General features: G+C 65.0%; 17 protein-coding genes. 7 read left to right on the forward strand and 10 right to left on the reverse strand.

Annotation, left to right across the window (positions count from 1 at the left end; translation table 11 throughout):
* Positions 1–69: 69 nt before the first annotated feature.
* From ACED18_RS07865 to ACED18_RS07875, 3 genes are all read right to left on the reverse strand, one after another.
* Positions 70–996: a prephenate/arogenate dehydrogenase family protein gene (locus ACED18_RS07865; protein ID WP_377290644.1), complete on the reverse strand. Its 927-nt coding sequence runs from the start codon at positions 994–996 to the stop codon at positions 70–72.
* Complete coding sequence (gene hisC, locus ACED18_RS07870) at positions 993–2,114, reverse strand: histidinol-phosphate transaminase (RefSeq protein WP_377290646.1); 1,122 nt, start codon at positions 2,112–2,114, stop codon at positions 993–995. Before hisC ends, ACED18_RS07865 begins: the two co-directional genes overlap by 4 nt.
* Before the next feature lie 108 nt (positions 2,115–2,222).
* The gene (locus ACED18_RS07875; protein ID WP_377290648.1) at positions 2,223–2,990 is read right to left on the reverse strand and encodes a class I SAM-dependent methyltransferase; all 768 of its coding nucleotides are present in this window, start codon (positions 2,988–2,990) and stop codon (positions 2,223–2,225) included.
* Between the two features lie 93 nt (positions 2,991–3,083).
* Here ACED18_RS07875 and gloB point away from each other — a divergent pair, with 93 nt between their 5' ends.
* The gene (gene gloB, locus ACED18_RS07880) at positions 3,084–3,854 is read left to right on the forward strand and encodes a hydroxyacylglutathione hydrolase (protein ID WP_377290650.1); all 771 of its coding nucleotides are present in this window, start codon (positions 3,084–3,086) and stop codon (positions 3,852–3,854) included.
* The gene (locus ACED18_RS07885) at positions 3,854–4,300 is read left to right on the forward strand and encodes a cupin domain-containing protein (protein WP_377290652.1); all 447 of its coding nucleotides are present in this window, start codon (positions 3,854–3,856) and stop codon (positions 4,298–4,300) included. The genes gloB and ACED18_RS07885 overlap by 1 nt, the downstream gene beginning before the upstream one ends.
* A 12-nt stretch (positions 4,301–4,312) precedes the next feature.
* On the opposite strand, the gene ACED18_RS07890 is transcribed toward ACED18_RS07885, so the two are convergent.
* The gene (locus ACED18_RS07890; protein WP_377290654.1) at positions 4,313–5,185 is read right to left on the reverse strand and encodes a DMT family transporter; all 873 of its coding nucleotides are present in this window, start codon (positions 5,183–5,185) and stop codon (positions 4,313–4,315) included.
* A 40-nt stretch (positions 5,186–5,225) separates the two neighbouring features.
* Complete coding sequence (locus ACED18_RS07895; RefSeq protein ID WP_377290656.1) at positions 5,226–6,002, reverse strand: DUF3108 domain-containing protein; 777 nt, start codon at positions 6,000–6,002, stop codon at positions 5,226–5,228.
* Positions 6,003–6,173: 171 nt separating this feature from the next.
* On the opposite strand from ACED18_RS07895, the gene ACED18_RS07900 reads away from it, so the two are divergent.
* From ACED18_RS07900 to ACED18_RS07910, 3 genes are all read left to right on the forward strand, one after another.
* The gene (locus tag ACED18_RS07900; RefSeq protein WP_377290658.1) at positions 6,174–6,644 is read left to right on the forward strand and encodes a CHAP domain-containing protein; all 471 of its coding nucleotides are present in this window, start codon (positions 6,174–6,176) and stop codon (positions 6,642–6,644) included.
* Positions 6,645–6,831: 187 nt separating this feature from the next.
* On the forward strand, positions 6,832–7,122 hold the full coding sequence (gene rpmB / locus ACED18_RS07905) for a 50S ribosomal protein L28 (RefSeq protein ID WP_377290660.1): 291 nt from the start codon (positions 6,832–6,834) through the stop codon (positions 7,120–7,122).
* 177 nt (positions 7,123–7,299) lie between these two features.
* A complete protein-coding gene (locus ACED18_RS07910) occupies positions 7,300–7,938 on the forward strand; it encodes a VUT family protein (RefSeq protein ID WP_377290662.1) in 639 nt (212 codons plus the stop codon).
* Between the two features lie 14 nt (positions 7,939–7,952).
* Here ACED18_RS07910 and ACED18_RS07915 read toward each other — a convergent pair whose 3' ends face one another.
* From ACED18_RS07915 to ACED18_RS07930, 4 genes are all read right to left on the reverse strand, one after another.
* The gene (locus ACED18_RS07915; protein ID WP_377290664.1) at positions 7,953–8,957 is read right to left on the reverse strand and encodes an esterase-like activity of phytase family protein; all 1,005 of its coding nucleotides are present in this window, start codon (positions 8,955–8,957) and stop codon (positions 7,953–7,955) included.
* Between the two features lie 291 nt (positions 8,958–9,248).
* Positions 9,249–11,138, reverse strand: coding sequence for a cobaltochelatase subunit CobT (cobT, locus tag ACED18_RS07920; RefSeq protein WP_377290666.1), 1,890 nt, complete (start codon positions 11,136–11,138; stop codon positions 9,249–9,251).
* Between the two features lie 3 nt (positions 11,139–11,141).
* The gene (cobS, locus tag ACED18_RS07925) at positions 11,142–12,137 is read right to left on the reverse strand and encodes a cobaltochelatase subunit CobS (RefSeq protein WP_377290668.1); all 996 of its coding nucleotides are present in this window, start codon (positions 12,135–12,137) and stop codon (positions 11,142–11,144) included.
* A gap of 169 nt (positions 12,138–12,306) precedes the next feature.
* Positions 12,307–12,936: a J domain-containing protein gene (locus tag ACED18_RS07930; RefSeq protein WP_377290670.1), complete on the reverse strand. Its 630-nt coding sequence runs from the start codon at positions 12,934–12,936 to the stop codon at positions 12,307–12,309.
* Positions 12,937–13,051: 115 nt separating this feature from the next.
* Between ACED18_RS07930 and ACED18_RS07935 the strand changes: the two genes are divergently transcribed.
* Positions 13,052–13,333, forward strand: coding sequence for a BolA family protein (locus ACED18_RS07935; protein WP_377290672.1), 282 nt, complete (start codon positions 13,052–13,054; stop codon positions 13,331–13,333).
* A 245-nt stretch (positions 13,334–13,578) separates the two neighbouring features.
* Positions 13,579–15,501, forward strand: a complete 1,923-nt coding sequence (locus tag ACED18_RS07940) for a methyl-accepting chemotaxis protein (protein WP_377290674.1) — start codon at positions 13,579–13,581, stop codon at positions 15,499–15,501.
* Between the two features lie 65 nt (positions 15,502–15,566).
* Here the strand turns inward: ACED18_RS07940 and ACED18_RS07945 are convergent, their stop codons facing one another.
* On the reverse strand, positions 15,567–16,424 hold the full coding sequence (locus tag ACED18_RS07945) for a DMT family transporter (protein WP_377290676.1): 858 nt from the start codon (positions 16,422–16,424) through the stop codon (positions 15,567–15,569).
* Positions 16,425–16,575: the final 151 nt, after the last annotated feature.

Here is a 16,575-nt window from a genome sequence, read left to right on the forward strand (position 1 = left end):
GGCCTTCTCCCCTCGGGGAGAAGGTGGCGGCAGCCGGATGAGGGGGCCTCGCGCGTGCCGGCGTCGAACCTAAACCTTCTCCTCCGCCGCCATGCGGCCGAAGTCGGGCTTGGCGGTGTCCTGGCCGGCCTCGATGATTGAGCGGCGGATGGCGCGGGTGCGGGCGAAGAGATCGAAGAGCTTGTCGCCGTCGCCCCAGCGGATGGCCCGCTGGAGATAGGCGAGATCTTCGGAAAACCGCGCCAGCATTTCGAGGATCGCATCCTTGTTGTGCAGGCACACGTCCCGCCACATGGTGGGATCGGAGGCGGCCAGACGCGTGAAGTCGCGGAAACCCGAGGCGGAATATTTGATGACTTCCGATTCCGTCACCGTCTCCAGATCATCGGCCGTGCCGACGATGTTGTAGGCGATGATGTGCGGCAGGTGCGAGACGATGGCGAGCACCTTGTCATGGTGGGCGGCGTCCATCTCGTCCACCCGCGAGCCCATGGCTTCCCAGAGCGCCCGCAGCCGGGCAACCGCGCCCGCATCGCTGCCCTCCGGCGGCGTCAGGATGCACCAGCGCCCCTTGAACAGCCCGACGAAGCCGGCATCGGGGCCGGAATGCTCCGTGCCTGCGATCGGGTGGCCCGGAATGAAGTGAACGCCGGCCGGCATATGTGGCTGCATCTGCGCAATGACCGAGGCCTTGGTGGACCCGACATCGGTCACGATGGCGCCGGCTTTCAGATGCGGGGCGATCGCCTGCGCCACAGCGCCGGAGGCACCCACCGGCACGGAGACGATGACGAGATCGGCATCCCGCACGGCGTCGGCGGCCGACACCGTGTAGCTGTCGCCAAGCCCCAGTTCCTCCGCCCGCTTCAGCGTCTCGGCGCTGCGCGTGGAGATGGCGATGTGTCCGGCAAGCTTGAGGTGCTTGAGTTCGCGCGCAATGGACGAGCCGATGAGGCCGATACCGACAAGCGCGACGCGATCGAAGAAGACGCTCATCGTCCCTGCTCCACGAAGGTCTTCAGCGCCGCAAGCACGCCGAGATTGGCCTCCTCGTCACCGATCGTCAGGCGCAGCGCATTGGGGAAACCATAGCCGCGCACCGCACGCAGGATGAAGCCGCGAGCCGTGAGGAAATCATCGGCATCGGCCGCGCGACGTCCCTCCGTCTCCGGAAAATGGATAAGGACGAAATTCGTGACCGACGGCGTGACGCGCAGCCCGAGCGCCTCGATCTCCGCCGTCATGCGGGCAAGCCATGTATCGTTGTGCTGGACGGCGGCGGCCATGAAGGCCTGATCGCGGATCGCCTCGGCGCCGGCAGCGATTGCAGGACCATTGAGGTTGAACGGTCCACGCACCCGGTTCAGCGCATCGACGATTTCGGCCGGGCCGTACATCCAGCCGATACGCAGCGCCGCAAGTCCGTGGATCTTCGAGAAGGTGCGCGTCATCACCACGTTGCGGTTGGCGGAGACAAGCTCGATGCCCGCCTCGTAATCATTGCGGCGCACATATTCCGCATAGGCCGCATCGAGCACCAGAACCACAGACTTCGGCAGGGCCGCATGCAGGCGCCGGATCTCCTCGATCGGAACATAGGTGCCGGTCGGATTGGCCGGATTGGCGAGGAAGACCAGACGCGTACGCTCGGTGACAGCAGCAAGGATCGCGTCGACATCCACCCGGCAATCGCGCTCCTTCACGGTCACGGGCGTGCCGCCGGCAGCGAGGATCTCGATCTTGTAGACCAGGAAGCCGTGCTCGGTGATGATGCCTTCGTCACCCGGGCCGAGATACACGCGGGCAAGCAGTCCCAGCAACTCGTCCGAACCGTTGCCGCAGATGATGTTGGCCGGGTTCAGCCCGTGGGTGGCCCCGATCGCCTCGCGCAGCGCCATGGCCTGCCCGTCCGGATAACGCTCCAGCTTCTCGGCCGCCTTGCGGAACGCGTCCAGCGCCTTGGGGCTGGCGCCGAGCGGTGTCTCGTTGGAGGAGAGCTTGTAGACCTTGGCCACCCCCGGCGCATGCTCCTTGCCCGGCACGTAGGCGGCAATGTCGAGAATGCCGGAACGCGGGGTGGGACGGTCGGAGGCGGCGGTGGTCTGGGCGGTCATGGGAAGCGCTTTCGGGCTGTGTCCGGTGGGGCTGTTTCGGTCTGAGAGCCATTAGACCCAAGCTCCGGCAATGTCGAGACTTTCGACGGTCGCAGCCCCTGCGCGCCCTCAAGCGCCCGCATCGTCCCGCCGCTGTGTCGGCACCCGGGTCGTCGGCACGCCCTGCGGCGCCAGCACCGGTACGAAGACGCGCCGCGAGGCGCGCGAGGCGACCGGCAGGCCCTGATAGAGCCGCTTCTGGGCTTCCACGATGAGAACCCCGCCAAAGGCGGGCCAGAGCGTCCGGCCGATACGCTCGAAACCCATGCGCAGACGCAGCATGGTGCGCAGGGTGGAGGGCGGGAAGAACAGCGCCTCCCCGCTGACGCCGGGTGTGAAATTGGTCTCGCGCAGAAGCGATGTCAGCTGCCCGCGGGAATAGGGACGGCCCGAACCGAAGGGCGTGTGCTCCATGCGCGCCCAGACACCGCGCCGGTTGGGCACGACGATGACGAGCCGCCCGCCGGGCGCCAGCACGCGCCAGATCTCCTTCATCGTCTCGCGCGGATTTTCCGCAAATTCCAGCGAATGCACCATCAGCACCCGGTCGATCGAGGCATCCGGCAGTGGCAGTTCCTCGTCGAAGACAAGCGCGGTGGAGGAGCGCTCGGCAATCGGCCAGTTCACCGCCCCCTGCCCGGCCGGCATGAAGGCGAAGGTGCGCTCCGTATCGGCGCGGAACTTGTCAAGATAGGGCACGCAATAGCCGAGCCCCACCAGCCGCTCCTCCGGCAGCCGGGCCCAGAGCGAGGCGAGCGTCATGCCGATCGCATACTCGGCGGCACGGCCGAGGCGGGAATGGTAGAACTGGCGGAGATCGACGATATCGGCGTGCATGCGGCGATGTTAGCCATGCAAGGGTGGACTTCAAGGCTGCGGGGCGTAGATTCAGGCAAAAGAGAACCCGAGACCAGTCAGGGAGATGCCAGCGTGAGTGCCTTCGAGATCGAACTGTTCCTGTGCCGCAGCGACAATTTCGGCGTCATCCTGCACGACCAGAAGACGGGCCTGACCGTCTCCATCGATGCGCCGGAAGAAGCCGCCATCCTTGCGGCGCTGGAGCGGCGCGGCTGGACGCTCACCCACATCCTGACCACCCACCACCATGCAGACCACGTGGAAGCCAATCTTGCGCTGAAGCAGCGTTTCGGCGCCACCATCATCGGCCCGAAAAACGAGGCGGCGAAGATCCCCGGCATCGACCGGGCGGTTGGCGACGGTGACCGGTTCGACCTTTCGGGCCATACCGTCGCGGTTATCGAAACCCCCGGCCATACGGCCGGCCACATCTGCTACCACGTCCCGGACGAAAAACTGCTCTTTGCCGCCGACACGCTGTTTGCGCTTGGCTGCGGCCGCCTGTTCGAGCGCCCGGCACCGGTCATGTGGGCCTCGCTGCAGAAGCTTCTGGCGCTGCCGGACGATACCGTCATCTATTTCGGCCACGAATACACCATGTCCAATGCCCGCTTCGCGATCACCGTAGACCCGGAGAATATCGAACTGGCCGACCGGGTGAAGGAGATCACGGCGGTGCGCGAGGACGGCCGCTTTACGGCGCCGACCACCATGGCCGTCGAGCGGCGCACGAACCCCTTCCTTCGCCCGGACGCAACGGGCATCCGCGACACGCTCGGCATGGCCGATGCCACCGACGCCGAGGTCTTCGCCGAGATCCGGAAGCGGAAGGACAGCTTCTGATGACGCAGGGCGCAAACCACCTGACCGCCGGCGAGATCATCGCCACGCTCGGCATGGACCGTCATCCCGAAGGCGGCTGGTATGTGCAGACCTTCCGCGACGAGGAAGGCGGCCTTCGCGGCCATTCCACCGCCATCTACTATCTGCTGGAGGCCGGCGAGCGTTCCCACTGGCATCGGGTGCGGGATGCGGCGGAGGTGTGGCACCACTATGCAGGCGCCACACTGGCGCTGTCCATCGCGCCGCCGGACGAGGGGCCGGTGGTGCACAGGCTCGGCATGGACCTTCCCGCCGGAGAGCGCCCGCAGGTGATCGTGCCGGCCGGCTGGTGGCAATCGGCCTTTTCCATGGGCGCCTGGTCGCTGGTCGGCTGCACGGTGGCGCCTGGCTTTGATTTCTCCGCCTTCGAGATGGCCCCGCCCGGCTGGGAGCCGCCGCAGGGCTGACGCGAAAGACCGTCAGGAAGCCTTGGGCTTGACGATCACGTCCTTCGCCGCGAGCACCGCCCCGCCGGTGACGAGCAGGCAGGCAAGCGCAATGCGCCAGGACGGCTCTGCAAAGCCGAAGAGGATCAGCACCAGCGTGGAGAGAACCGGCGCGGCATAGCTGGCAACGCCGAGAAACTGGATGTCGCCGTTCTTCACCCCGTAATCCCAGGCATAGAAGGCCGCGCCGACCGGCAAAAGTCCGAGGCCCAGGATCGCCAGCCACTGGCTGGTCGCTTCCGGCCAGACCGTCGTTTCAAGCCCGAGATGGCACAAGAGCGAGAGCAGCGATGTTGCGAGGCAGAAGCCCGTCACCACATCCGTCGAGACGGCATCGAAACGGCGCGTCACCAGCGAATAGGTGGACCAGGTGAAGGCGCAGAGCAGCGCCGCGCCGTAGCCCATCGCATAGCCGCTCTCGAAGGCGATGCCGTTGCGCGCCACGATCAGCACCGTGCCGGCAAGGCCGAGTACGGCGCCCGCCACGTGATGCGCCTTCAGCCGCTCGCCCGGCAACAGCGCCGAGCCAACGACGATGAGCAGCGGCCAGAGATAGGCGATCAGCCCGGCCTCGACGGCCGGCGCATTCCTGAGCGCCGTGAAGTAGAGGAAGTGGTAGCCGAAGAGGCCGGCAATGCCGGTGATCCACACCTTGGCCGGCTGCTTCAGCAATGCCAGACGCTCAGGTTTCAGCACAAGCACCACAAGGCCCGGCAACGCGCCAATGAAGAAGCAGATGGCCGAGAGCTGGAACGGTGGCATAGTGCCCGACGCCGCCGTCATCAGCGCCAGCAGCGCCCACATGAGAATGGCGGTAAAGCCGATCACGGTTGCCCGAAGCTTCATGTCCGGCCCCTCTTTTTAAAGGAGCCGGCCGGGCGGAGGATCAGCCGCCGAAGCGTGTCGCCGACACCGTCACCGCCCCGAGGCTCGTTGGAATGCGTACATAGACGGGAGCGTATACATTGACCGCCTCCGCCTTGGCAAACCAGATCTCCATCGTCTTCAGCTTCGCCAGATATTCCACATCCTTGCGCCCCTTCTTGAAGCCGGACTTCGGCGTGAAGGCGAGACCGCAGACGATCGCCTCCCCCTCGAAGCCCTCGGTCTTGAACGGCCTGGTGCCCTTCGGCGATAGGCGGATATCGAGACGCGATTCGCCGTCGAAGATCGGCAGGGTCTTCGGGCAGACCCGGTTGCGGGCGGGGATGATGAGGCCGGAGAGCGGGTCGAAGACATTACGCATGTCGGCGGCCGAGACCGGTATCCAGTTGTCGGGCGATGTCGTGCGCTTCGGCGTCATGACGGAGGAGGTCACCGTGCCATTGCGCAAGGTCATCTCGATGGAGCGCTGCTTGGAGCCGCTGCGATAGGACATGGAGTAATGCGAGGCCCTGAGCCGGTCACGCATCAGCGTTCCCGTCACCTGCGTCTGCCCGCTGGTCCGGCTGAGGATATCCGCAAGCCCGGCCGAGTTCATCGTGCCGGAAATCGTGTAGCGGTCATTGACGAGTTCGGTATCGAAGGAGGCCCGCGCCACCGGCAGGCCAGCCAGCGCGATCGCATAGTCCGTGCGATGGCGGATCTCCTCCGCCCGGGCAAGGGAAGCGGCCACCAGGACCGAAAGACAGGCCGCCGCCGCCACACATGCACGCATCACCATCAACGCCGTCCTCACCGGAAATGCAGGAAAGATGCCGCCTTTATCACCCGGATTTTAGGTTTTTCTTGGGTGACGGCAAGATTTTGTTAACGCAACCAATCCGGGATATTGACGAAATTACTCTTTAAAATAGCATGCGCGGGGCACTGAAACCAAGACGTGAGGGGTACCATGCAGGTTGAAGCAGTTTTGGCCCGCGCCGAGTCGGCGACCGAACTCGGAATCCGCTACAGGCTGGGCAAGGGAGGCATGAACCCGGGTTCGCCCACGCCAGCCGCAGGCGGTTTCTGCGACTGCTCCGGTTTCGTCGCTTGGTGTTTCTCTATGAGTCGAAAATCGAACGAGAATTTCTACAAGCATTTTAATGGAGGCTGGATGGATACGACCGCGATCTGGACCGACGTGGGCAACAGCGTCGGCATCTTCTCCGAACTTACCGGTCCGAAGGCTGGGGCTATTGTCGTTTATCCGGACGCCAACGGAAAGCAGGGGCACATCGGGATCATGGTGAATGAAAACAAGGTCGTTCACTGCTCAGGCGGAAACGACAAGCGCCATGGCAATGCGATTCTCATCACCGGCCCCGATGTCTTTCTGGCACGCAAGGACGTGCGCTTTGGCTGGCTGAACGGCCTTAACTAGGATAGACCCACGCGGAAAGCCCCGGATCTGCGGGGTTTTCCACGCGTCAGGAGAGGTTTGGCTTGACGGGCGGGGTGAGTCTGACTATAGAACCGCCACTTCCAATAACGGCCAGTCGGAAATGCGGCCTGGGCTCAGGCCCTCACGATGCGTTCCGATGTGGCGGAAAAACAAAAATAGGTGCATCATGTCCCGTGTTTGTGAATTGACCGGCAAAGGGGTCCAGACGGGCCACAATGTAAGCCACGCCAACAACAAGACCAAGCGCCGGTTCCTGCCGAACCTGTGCCAGGTCACGCTGATCTCCGACGCGCTGGGCCAGCGCTACCGCCTGCGCGTTTCCGCGCACGCCCTGCGCTCCGTCGAGCATCGCGGTGGCCTCGATGCCTTCCTGCTGAAGGCCGACGAGACCGAACTGTCGATGCGCGCCCGCCTGCTGCGCCGCCAGATCGTCAAGAAGACCGCAGAAGCCGCCTGATCGGCGCCGCATCGCGGATGAATTGAGGGCTTGCCGGTCCACCGGCGAGCCCTTTTCGCGTGGGGACACCTGACGTAACGTCGCGTTCCACGCTTCATTCCACGCCCTGCCTGCCCTTTCGGTCCAAGGCAGAGGCATCCCGAAACGCCAGCTGGTGGCATACCCCAGGATAAAAAAATGCTCTCCTACCGCATGTTTGCCGTCTACACGGCCCTGATGGCCCTCGTCGTCATCGCCTCCAATATCCTCGTTCAGTACCCCCTGCCCGGCTCGATTGCCGGCATGGCACTGGGTGACCTGCTCACTTGGGGCGCCTTCAGCTACCCCGTCGCCTTCCTCGTCACCGATCTCACCAACCGCCAGTTCGGCCCGGCCGTTGCGCGCCGCGTCGTGATCGCCGGTTTCGTGGTGGCCGTTACGCTGTCGATCTGGCTCGCCACGCCGCGCATCGCCATTGCGTCGGGTTCTGCCTTCCTGATCGGCCAGATGCTCGACATCTCCGTCTTCAACCGCCTGCGCCGGCAGACCTGGTGGCGCGCGCCGCTCGCCGGCTCCCTGTTCGGCTCGGTGCTGGATACGGCGATCTTCTTCTCCTTCGCCTTCGCGCCGGCCTTCGCCGTCTTCGGCCCGAACGATGCCTTCGCGATCGAGAACGCGCCCTTCCTCGGCCTCTTCGCCACGGAAGTCCCGCGCTGGATCTCCTGGGCCGCCGGCGACCTCTCCGTGAAGATCCTCGTCGGCCTCGTGATGCTCCTGCCCTACGGCGCGCTGATGAGCATCATCCGCCCGATGCCGGGCGTCGAAGCCAAGGCCTGAGCGCAGACAGCGGATCAGTCGCGCAACCGGAATTCCAGCATCAGGTTGCGCTGCAGGATCGAGTGATTGTCGTCGGAGACGAGGATGATGTGGATCGCGCCATCCGGCATGGTTACCACATCCAGCCCCTCCATATTGTCGATCTGCGAGCGCATGTCGGCGGCGAGGATCACCTCGCCGTCCACAACCGCGCCGGGCTTGATCGTGTCGCCGGGAATGCGGCGAATTTCCATGCCGACACCCTCGGCAAAGGAGAAGCGCCGCTCCAGAAGCAGAAGGTCGCCATTCGGCAGGAAGGCGCCGTCGGTGATGGCGAAGGGCTTGCGCTCCTTGACGGCGAAGACGCCCTTCCGCGGCCCCTCCAGCACTTCGGCCATCAGGTTGCCCTTTCCGTCGCGGCCAAGCTCCGACACCGTGACCAGCGCGCCGGCAAGCGGGCTGTCGGCCGGCGCCAACGCAAGGGTTTCGAGACCGCGATTGTCCGGCAGTCGCGCCACGGGCATGGCAAGCTTCAATCGCTCGACAGGCTTTGATTGCTCGAAGCCCGGATCGGGATAGACATCGACACGCGCGCGCCCCTCATAGCTCGCGATGACCTCGCCCGGGCGCAGCGCCAGCCCCTCCACATCCATCGCCCATTTCGGCGCATTGTCGCGCCCCTTGTCGTCGATCATCGAGGCGGCCTGTAGATCGGCCACGCCGGACAGACGCCCCGCGGCATCCCGCGTCACCCGCCCCGTCAGCCAGTGGCCGGTATCCATGATCGCCACGAAATGCGCCCGGTCCGGCCGGAAGCGGATGGCGGAGACGGCGCCGAACAGCATCTGGCTGGAGGTCATCTCCAGGCCGCCGACGAATTCGAGCGACCCGAAGACCGTCTGGTCGCTGCCGATCCTGAAATTCTCGATCACCCGGCTTTTCACCGGCAGATCCACCACCTCGACCGCACGGGCCGGGAGCGCAGTGGCGATGCCGAGCGCCAGGGCGAGCGCAGGAACGAGACGGGATGATCGCAGCACGCAGGAGATCCTTCCGGAAGTGAGGCGCCGAGCCTTGGCCGGCGATTGTGTCGGAACGAGGGGTGGCGAGGTGGACAATCTGGAGGCTTTACCCCCCTCTGCCCTGCCGGGCATCTCCCCCGCAAGGGGGGAGATCGGCTGGGGGCACCGGCTTCCTCAAGCAAGAATCTCCCCAAACCAAACGGTTCCGTCTGGCAAGGCACATGCCGCCTTCGGATCTCCCCCCCTTGCGGGGGAGATGTCCGGCAGGACAGAGGGGGGTGCCCCCACCCGCCTCTCCGTGCGAAAAGCCTACCGCCCCCGCCTGCGTCCCCGGGCGCTGCCTTCGTCGTCGAACAACGCCGCCAGCTGCTCCGTCATGGCGCCGGCCAGTTCGTCCGCATCCACGATCGTCACGGCGCGGCGATAGTAGCGCGTCACGTCGTGGCCGATGCCGATGGCGAGCAGTTCGACCGGGGAGCGCGTCTCGATCTGCTCGATCACGGCGCGCAGGTGCCGTTCCAGATAGTTGCCGGGATTGACCGACAGCGTGGAATCATCGACCGGCGCGCCGTCCGAGATCATCATCAGGATTCGCCGCTGCTCGGGCCGGGCAAGCAAGCGGTCATGCGCCCAGATCAGCGCCTCGCCGTCGATGTTTTCTTTCAGCAGCCCCTCGCGCATCATCAGGCCGAGGTTGCGGCGCGCGCGGCGCCACGGCGCATCGGCCGACTTGTAGATGATGTGACGCAGGTCGTTGAGGCGGCCGGGGGTCGCGGGCTTGCCGGAAGCCAGCCACTTTTCGCGCGATTGCCCGCCCTTCCAAGCCTTGGTGGTGAAACCGAGAAGCTCGACCTTGACGCCGCAGCGTTCCAGCGTGCGGGCAAGGATGTCGGCGCAGGTCGCCGCCACCGTGATCGGCCGTCCCCGCATGGAGCCGGAATTGTCGATCAATAGCGTTACCACCGTATCGCGGAAATTCGTGTCCTTCTCCCGCTTGAAGGAAAGCGGCTGCATAGGATCGATGACGAGGCGCGTCAGGCGCGCCGTGTCGAGATAACCCTCCTCGAGGTCGAATTCCCAGGAGCGGTTCTGCTGCGCCATCAGGCGGCGTTGCAGCCGGTTGGCGAGACGCCCGACGGCGCCCTGCAGATGGGCCAGTTGCTTGTCGAGGAAAGCGCGCAGACGGTCGAGTTCCGCCTCGTCGCACAGTTCCTCGGCCGTGATCGTCTCGTCGAATTCCTCGCTGAAAACGTGGTAATCGACCTTCTCGTTGAAATCGGAGAAGGGCTGGGCCGGCCGCTTGACCTCGCCGGGCGTTTCGCTGTCGTCGTCGCCTTCGTCCTGGAGATCGTCGTCGGAGATCTCCGCCCCGTCCATCTCCCCTTCTTCCATCTGCTCTTCGGCAGACTGGTTTTCCTCAGAAGGTGCGGCATCCTGGCCGGCATCCTCTTCGGAGGAGCTCTGCTCCTCCTCCTGGCTGCGCGGCTGCTCTTCCTCGCTGTTGTCCTCGGCCTCCTCCGGCTCGTCCTCGTCGCCGTAGCGTTCGGCCACGTCCATGGCGGACAGCATGTTGCGCACGACGCGGGCAAAGGCCTGCTGGTCGTTGATGGCGGACGACAGCCCGTCCATGTCGCCGGCCGCCTTCTCCTCGATGAAGGACCGCCAGAGATCGACCACCTTGCCGGCGGAAGCAGGCGGCTTCTGCCCGGTCAACTTCTCGCGCACGACGAGCGCCACGGCCTCGGAGAGCGGCGCATCCGCCTGCCGTTCGATGGCGCCGAAATTCGCCTTGGCGTATTTCTCGTCCAGCATGCCGGTGATGTTGTCGGCCACACCCGCCATGCTGAGCGAGCCGATCGCCTCGACGCGGGCCTGCTCGACCGCGTCGAAGATGGCGCGGGCGTCAGCACCCTGCGGCGACATGGTCGCGTGGATGCGGGCATTGTGGCAGGCCTTGCGCAGTGCCATGCTGTCGCCGAGCCCGCGCGTGACGGTGAGTTCCCGCGCCGTCGGACGCTTGGAAAGCTCAGGCAGGCGGATGCGCTCGCCCGTCATGCCCGGACGTTCGTTGGCAAAGACGACCTCGACCTCGCCGTCGCCGGCAATCGAGCGCACGCAACCGCTGAGCGCCCGCCGGAACGGCTCCACGTCGATGACGCCCGCGGGCCTCGGTTTGGAATTGTCGCCGCGGCCTGCCATGGATTAAGCGGTCGCCTCCAGAACGATATTGGCCGCGCTCTCCTTCAGCTCGATGCCGAAGGCGCGCTGGTAATGTTCGGCCACCAGCGCCCGCTCCAGCTCGTCGCACTTGTTGAGGAAGGTGACGCGGAAGGCGAAGGCGACATCGCCGAAGATATGGGCGTTTTCAGCCCAGGTGATGACGGTACGCGGGCTCATCACGGTCGACAGATCACCATTGATAAAGGCGGCGCGGGTGAGATCGGCAACGCGCACCATCTTCGACACGGTGTCGCGGCCGCGCTGCTTGGTGAAATCCTTGACCTTGGAGGCGACGATATCGACTTCCTTGTCATGCGGCAGATAGTTCAGCGTCGTGACGATCGACCAGCGGTCCATCTGCGCCTGGTTGATCTGCTGCGTGCCGTGGTAGAGGCCGGTCGTATCGCCGAGGCCGACCGTGTTGGCGGTGGCGAACAGGCGGAAGGCGGGGTGCGGACGGATGACGCGGCTCTGGTCGAGGAGCGTCAGGCGTCCCGACGATTCCAGCACGCGCTGGATGACGAACATCACGTCCGGGCGGCCGGCATCGTATTCGTCGAAAACGAGCGCGACATTGTGCTGGTAGGCCCAGGGCAGGATGCCGTCCTTGAATTCGGTGACCTGCATGCCGTCCTTGACGACGATGGCGTCCTTGCCGACGAGATCGATACGGCTGACATGGCTGTCGAGGTTGACGCGCACGCAGGGCCAGTTGAGGCGGGCGGCGACCTGCTCGATATGGGTCGACTTGCCCGTGCCGTGGTAGCCCGAGACCATCACGCGGCGGTTATGGGCAAAGCCGGCGAGAATGGCGAGCGTCGTTTCGCGGTCGAAGAGATAGTCGGGGTCTGCGTCCGGCACGTATGGGTCGGCCTTCGAATAGGCCGGGACGCGCAGGTCCGAGTCGATGCCGAAGACCTCGCGAACGGAAATCGTCGTATCGGGAAGATTGGAAATGTCGAGGTCTACCTTGCTCATGATGTCTCCAGGCCGCCGACCGAAAAGCCTGCGGGCATTCCGCTTGAATCTGCATGCAGTCGAAAACGGTTCTAGAACAAGCCGAAGCCCTTGAAAACCGTCTTCCGGGATTGAAAGACGCCATGGTGACAAGCTTTTCGCCGCACCGCAACACCGGCTGACGGAGACCCTAGCTCGTGAAGCCGGCCTGTTTGAGCATCTGATAGGCCTGAATGACGGCGCGGAAACGCTCTTCCGAGCCGCGATCGCCGCCATTGGCATCCGGATGGTGCTTCTTCACGAGATCCTTGTAGGCCGCCTTGATGTCGGCCGCCGTCGCGTTCGCCGTCAGGCCCAGCGTGTCGAAAGCCTTGGCCTCCAGCGTCTTCAGCTTGCGCTGGCGCGGCTCCGGCCGGGCTCCGGCGCGCGCCTGGTCCACGAAGCCGAAGGGATCGCGCATGCGCGCCTGCGCACCCGCCGTGCCGGAGCGCGTGTTCGACATGGTCGGCGCATTCTTGGCGTTCTTGTTCACCCCCACCGTCCAGGTCGGACGATGGCCGGTCAGCGCCTCCTTCTGGTAGCGCGCGATCTCGGTGTCGGAGAGGCCGGAGAAGTAGTTGTAACCCTTGTTATATTCCTTCACGTGCTCGAAGCAGAACATGAAGTACTCGCCCTCGGCATTGCGCCCGACGGGGGCGCGGTGCGCGCCCTTCTCCTGGCAGCCGTCCCACTGGCACATGGGCACGACCGCCTCCTGCCGCGCCTCCTTGCGGCGGGGACGCGTGCGGATCCCGTCGAAATATTTTGAATCGAGTTTCATGCGCAAAGTATGGGGCGCGCGGCGACCCACAACAAGAATTGACAAAGCGGAATGTTGCTGGCTTTGTCGAACCATTTTCCTGCTTCTGGCGGGAGGCATGCGAAAGGCGAAGGCAATGTCCGTGCGGCAGACGATCGAAGACAGGCTCGCGGCGGCATTCGCACCGGAACGCCTCGTCGTGATCGATGAAAGCCACCACCATGCCGGCCACCAGCCGGGCTTTGACGGCAGCGGCGAATCCCATCTGCGCGTGCGCATCGTCGCAAAAGCCTTTGCCGGCCTCTCCCGCGTTGCACGCCACCGCGCCATCAACGAGCTCGTCAAACCCGAACTCGACGCCGGCCTGCACGCGCTCGCGGTCGAGGCTGCCGCCCCGGGCGAGCCGACGCGCTGGTAGTCGCTGCCGCATTGTCCAAACGCCCTCGTGGACAGAACAGAACGCCGCCACGATCTGCGCGACAACACATTCAATATACCTAATTTGATATTTACTGAATTTAAACTGACGGTATTTACCCTTTTACGTCAGGCGGGTGGAACACAGTTTCGACCGGGATGAGTCCGGGCCTCGCTGCAGGAATTCAAGCAAATTCTGGCCCGGCTGCACAACGGCGCGTCGAAACGACGCGCGAGGGAACTCCCATGTCTATTCGCAAGAAACTTCTGGCTTGCATCACTGGCCTCACTACCATTCTGGTGGTGATGGCCATGTTTTCGTTCTTCGCCATGGAGAGGCAATCCAGCCTCGCCAACTCCATCGTGACCGACCGCGTGCACCCGATGGAACTTCTGAAGATGATCTCCGACAGCTATGCTGTCCGGATCGTCGATACCGCGCACAAGGTGAATGCCGGCACGATGAGCGCGGCCGATGGTGCAGCCCATGTGCAAGACGCTCTGGCCGCCATCGACAAGAATTGGTCCGCCTTCATGCAGACCGACATGACGCCCAACGAACGGGCGATCGCCAAGAACTTCAACACCGAACGCTTGACGGCAGACGCGCGGGTGGCCGACCTCGTCCGCATCATGCAGGCCAACGACGCCCAGGCGCTCGACACCTTTGCGCGCAATACCCTCTATCCGACCATCGATCCGCTCGGCGGCGAGATCAACCAGCTGATCGAACTGCAATTGCGCGTCGCCAAGGAAAACATGGCCGAAGGCAACGCGTTCAAGAACCTTCTGACCGCTGCGATGCTGCTGCTGTCGGGGATTGCCCTTGCTGTCGCGATCGCCTCGATCCTCATCGTCAAGCGCGGCGTCATCGCACCGCTTCTGTCCATGGGCGACGCCATGCAGCGACTGGCAAAGGGCGAACTCGACCTGACCATCTACGGTCAGGACCGCACGGATGAAATCGGCGCCATGGCCGCCACCGTCGCCGTCTTCCGCGACAATGCCCGCGAACGGGTGCGCCTGGAGCAGGAAGCAGAGGCCGGCCGCGAGATGCGCGAGAAGGCCCGCGACCAGCGCGAGGCACAGGAAGCCGAGGAGGTCCGCCAGGCCATGGACACCATCGCAACGGCACTTGGCGAACTGGCCGCAGGCCGCCTCACCTATCGCATCCCCACGCCGTTTGCCGACCGGCTGGACTCCGTCCGCCGGGACTTCAACCGCGCCTCCGAGGCCCTGGAAGACACCGTGCGCGCCGTGGCAGGCAATGCCGAGGCGATCGCTGCCGGCTCCAACGAGATCCGCTCCGCATCCGATGATCTGTCGAAGCGCACCGAGCAGCAGGCTGCCTCCGTGGAAGAGACGGCGGCAGCCCTCGAGGAAATCACCAAGGCGGTTGGCGATTCCAGCCGCCGGGCAAGCGAGGCCGGCACGATGGTCGAACGCACCCGCGCCTCCGCCGAAACCTCCGGCCAGATCGTCGGCCGCGCCGTGGACGCCATGCAGGACATCGAAAACTCCTCCCGCGAGATTTCGAGCATCATCGGCGTCATCGACGAGATCGCCTTCCAGACGAACCTGCTGGCGCTCAACGCTGGTGTCGAGGCCGCGCGCGCCGGGGAAGCCGGCAAGGGTTTCGCCGTCGTCGCCCAGGAAGTGCGCGAACTCGCCCAGCGTTCCGCAAAGGCCGCCAAGGAGATCAAGGCGCTCATCGTGAAGTCCGGCGATCAGGTTCGCAACGGCGTCGATCTCGTCAGCCAGACGGGCGAAGCCCTTTGCGAGATCGTCGAGCAGGTCCGGGCAGTGTCCACCAATGTCCTGGCGATCGTCGAAAGCGCCCGCGAACAGGCAACGGGCCTCAAGGAAATCAACGCCGCCGTCAACACCATGGACCAGGGCACCCAGCAGAATGCCGCCATGGTGGAAGAGCAGACCGCCGCCAGCCACTCGCTCGCCCGCGAAGCCGACGCGCTCTTTGCGCTCATCGCCCGCTTCGAGGTCGGGGCGGGCGAACGCCGTGCCGCAGCGCCGTCGGCTCAGCCGCAGCCGGCCCGCAATGCAGCACCCGCCCGCGCCGCTGCATCGGCCCGCGCAACGGCAGCGCGCCCCGCCATCCGCGCCACGCAGGGAAATCTCGCCCTGAAGCAGGACAGCTGGGAAGAATTCTGATCGCGAGCGCGGCGGGCTTTACCGGCCCGCCGCCCTCCACCTCGCCTGAAAAGCGGAGCCGTCGATCAGGCAAAGCGCCGCGCACCCGCCACGCTGGCCACCACCAGCGCCGTCGCGGCGATCATGCTCCAGGCGACGGGCTCGCCGAGCAGGGCTGCACTGAGCGCCAGCCCCATGAACGGCTGGAGCAGTTGCAACTGTCCGACACCGGCAATGCCGCCTTGAGCCAATCCGCGATACCAGAAGAAAAACCCGATCAGCATGCTGAAGACGGAGACGTAGGCGAGGCCAAGCCACGCCCCCTCACTGACTGTCGCAAACCCGCCCGGCCAGGCCACGATCATCACGAGCGCCATCACCGGCAGTGCGGTGAGCAGCGCCCAGCAAATGACCTGCCAGCCGCCAAGCCGCCGCGACATCTGCGCCCCCTCCGCATAGCCAAGGCCGCAGACCAGGATCGCGGCCAGCATCAGCGCATCTCCCGTGAGCGACCCGCCGCCTTGGCTCAGTGCGAAGCTGACAACGATGAGGCTGCCCGCGCCTGAAAGCAGCCAGAACGGCAGCCGCGGGCGCTCGCCGGCGCGCAGCACGGCAAAGACCGCCGTCGACAGCGGCAGCAGGCCGATGAACACGACGGAATGGGCCGAGGTGATGTGCTGGAGGGCAACCGCCGTCAAAAGCGGAAAGCCGACCACCACGCCGCCTGCAACGATCAGCAGGGAGATCACGTCCCGCCGCGCCGGGCGAATCTGCCGGAACAGCGCCAGAAAGGCCGCACCGAGCAGGGCCGCGATCACCGCCCGCGCCGAGGTGAGGAAGAGCGGCGAGAAGCCACCCACGGCCAGCCGCGTCGCCGGCAGCGATCCGCTGAAGATCAGCACGCCCACAAACCCGTTGATCCAGCCCTTCGCCACCTGCGACATCGCGCGTCTCCTGTCCAAGAATGAGCGACCGGGATAGACGCGGGGGCCCAGGCACGGCTAGATACACATCCATACGATTTGATCAAACTGTATGGGAACGAATAGCCATACGGTTGGTCGAGACACCCGTAGCAAGCGAGGAGAAACCGGC

The sequence above is a fragment of the Rhizobium sp. SG2393 genome (assembly GCF_042610495.1).
Taxonomy (GTDB): domain Bacteria; phylum Pseudomonadota; class Alphaproteobacteria; order Rhizobiales; family Rhizobiaceae; genus RU20A.

Excerpts from the sequence above, each read along its gene's own strand:
- ACED18_RS07865 (WP_377290644.1), bottom strand. The coding sequence starts at position 996 with ATGAGCGTCTTCTTCGATCGCGTCGCGCTTGTCGGTATCGGCCTCATC.
- hisC (WP_377290646.1), bottom strand. The coding sequence starts at position 2,114 with ATGACCGCCCAGACCACCGCCGCCTCCGACCGTCCCACCCCGCGTTCC.
- ACED18_RS07875 (WP_377290648.1), bottom strand. The coding sequence starts at position 2,990 with ATGCACGCCGATATCGTCGATCTCCGCCAGTTCTACCATTCCCGCCTC.
- ACED18_RS07885 (WP_377290652.1), top strand. The coding sequence starts at position 3,854 with ATGACGCAGGGCGCAAACCACCTGACCGCCGGCGAGATCATCGCCACG.
- ACED18_RS07890 (WP_377290654.1), bottom strand. The coding sequence starts at position 5,185 with ATGAAGCTTCGGGCAACCGTGATCGGCTTTACCGCCATTCTCATGTGG.
- ACED18_RS07895 (WP_377290656.1), bottom strand. The coding sequence starts at position 6,002 with ATGGTGATGCGTGCATGTGTGGCGGCGGCGGCCTGTCTTTCGGTCCTG.
- ACED18_RS07900 (WP_377290658.1), top strand. The coding sequence starts at position 6,174 with ATGCAGGTTGAAGCAGTTTTGGCCCGCGCCGAGTCGGCGACCGAACTC.
- rpmB (WP_377290660.1), top strand. The coding sequence starts at position 6,832 with ATGTCCCGTGTTTGTGAATTGACCGGCAAAGGGGTCCAGACGGGCCAC.
- ACED18_RS07910 (WP_377290662.1), top strand. The coding sequence starts at position 7,300 with ATGCTCTCCTACCGCATGTTTGCCGTCTACACGGCCCTGATGGCCCTC.
- cobT (WP_377290666.1), bottom strand. The coding sequence starts at position 11,138 with ATGGCAGGCCGCGGCGACAATTCCAAACCGAGGCCCGCGGGCGTCATC.
- cobS (WP_377290668.1), bottom strand. The coding sequence starts at position 12,137 with ATGAGCAAGGTAGACCTCGACATTTCCAATCTTCCCGATACGACGATT.
- ACED18_RS07930 (WP_377290670.1), bottom strand. The coding sequence starts at position 12,936 with ATGAAACTCGATTCAAAATATTTCGACGGGATCCGCACGCGTCCCCGC.
- ACED18_RS07935 (WP_377290672.1), top strand. The coding sequence starts at position 13,052 with ATGTCCGTGCGGCAGACGATCGAAGACAGGCTCGCGGCGGCATTCGCA.
- ACED18_RS07940 (WP_377290674.1), top strand. The coding sequence starts at position 13,579 with ATGTCTATTCGCAAGAAACTTCTGGCTTGCATCACTGGCCTCACTACC.
- ACED18_RS07945 (WP_377290676.1), bottom strand. The coding sequence starts at position 16,424 with ATGTCGCAGGTGGCGAAGGGCTGGATCAACGGGTTTGTGGGCGTGCTG.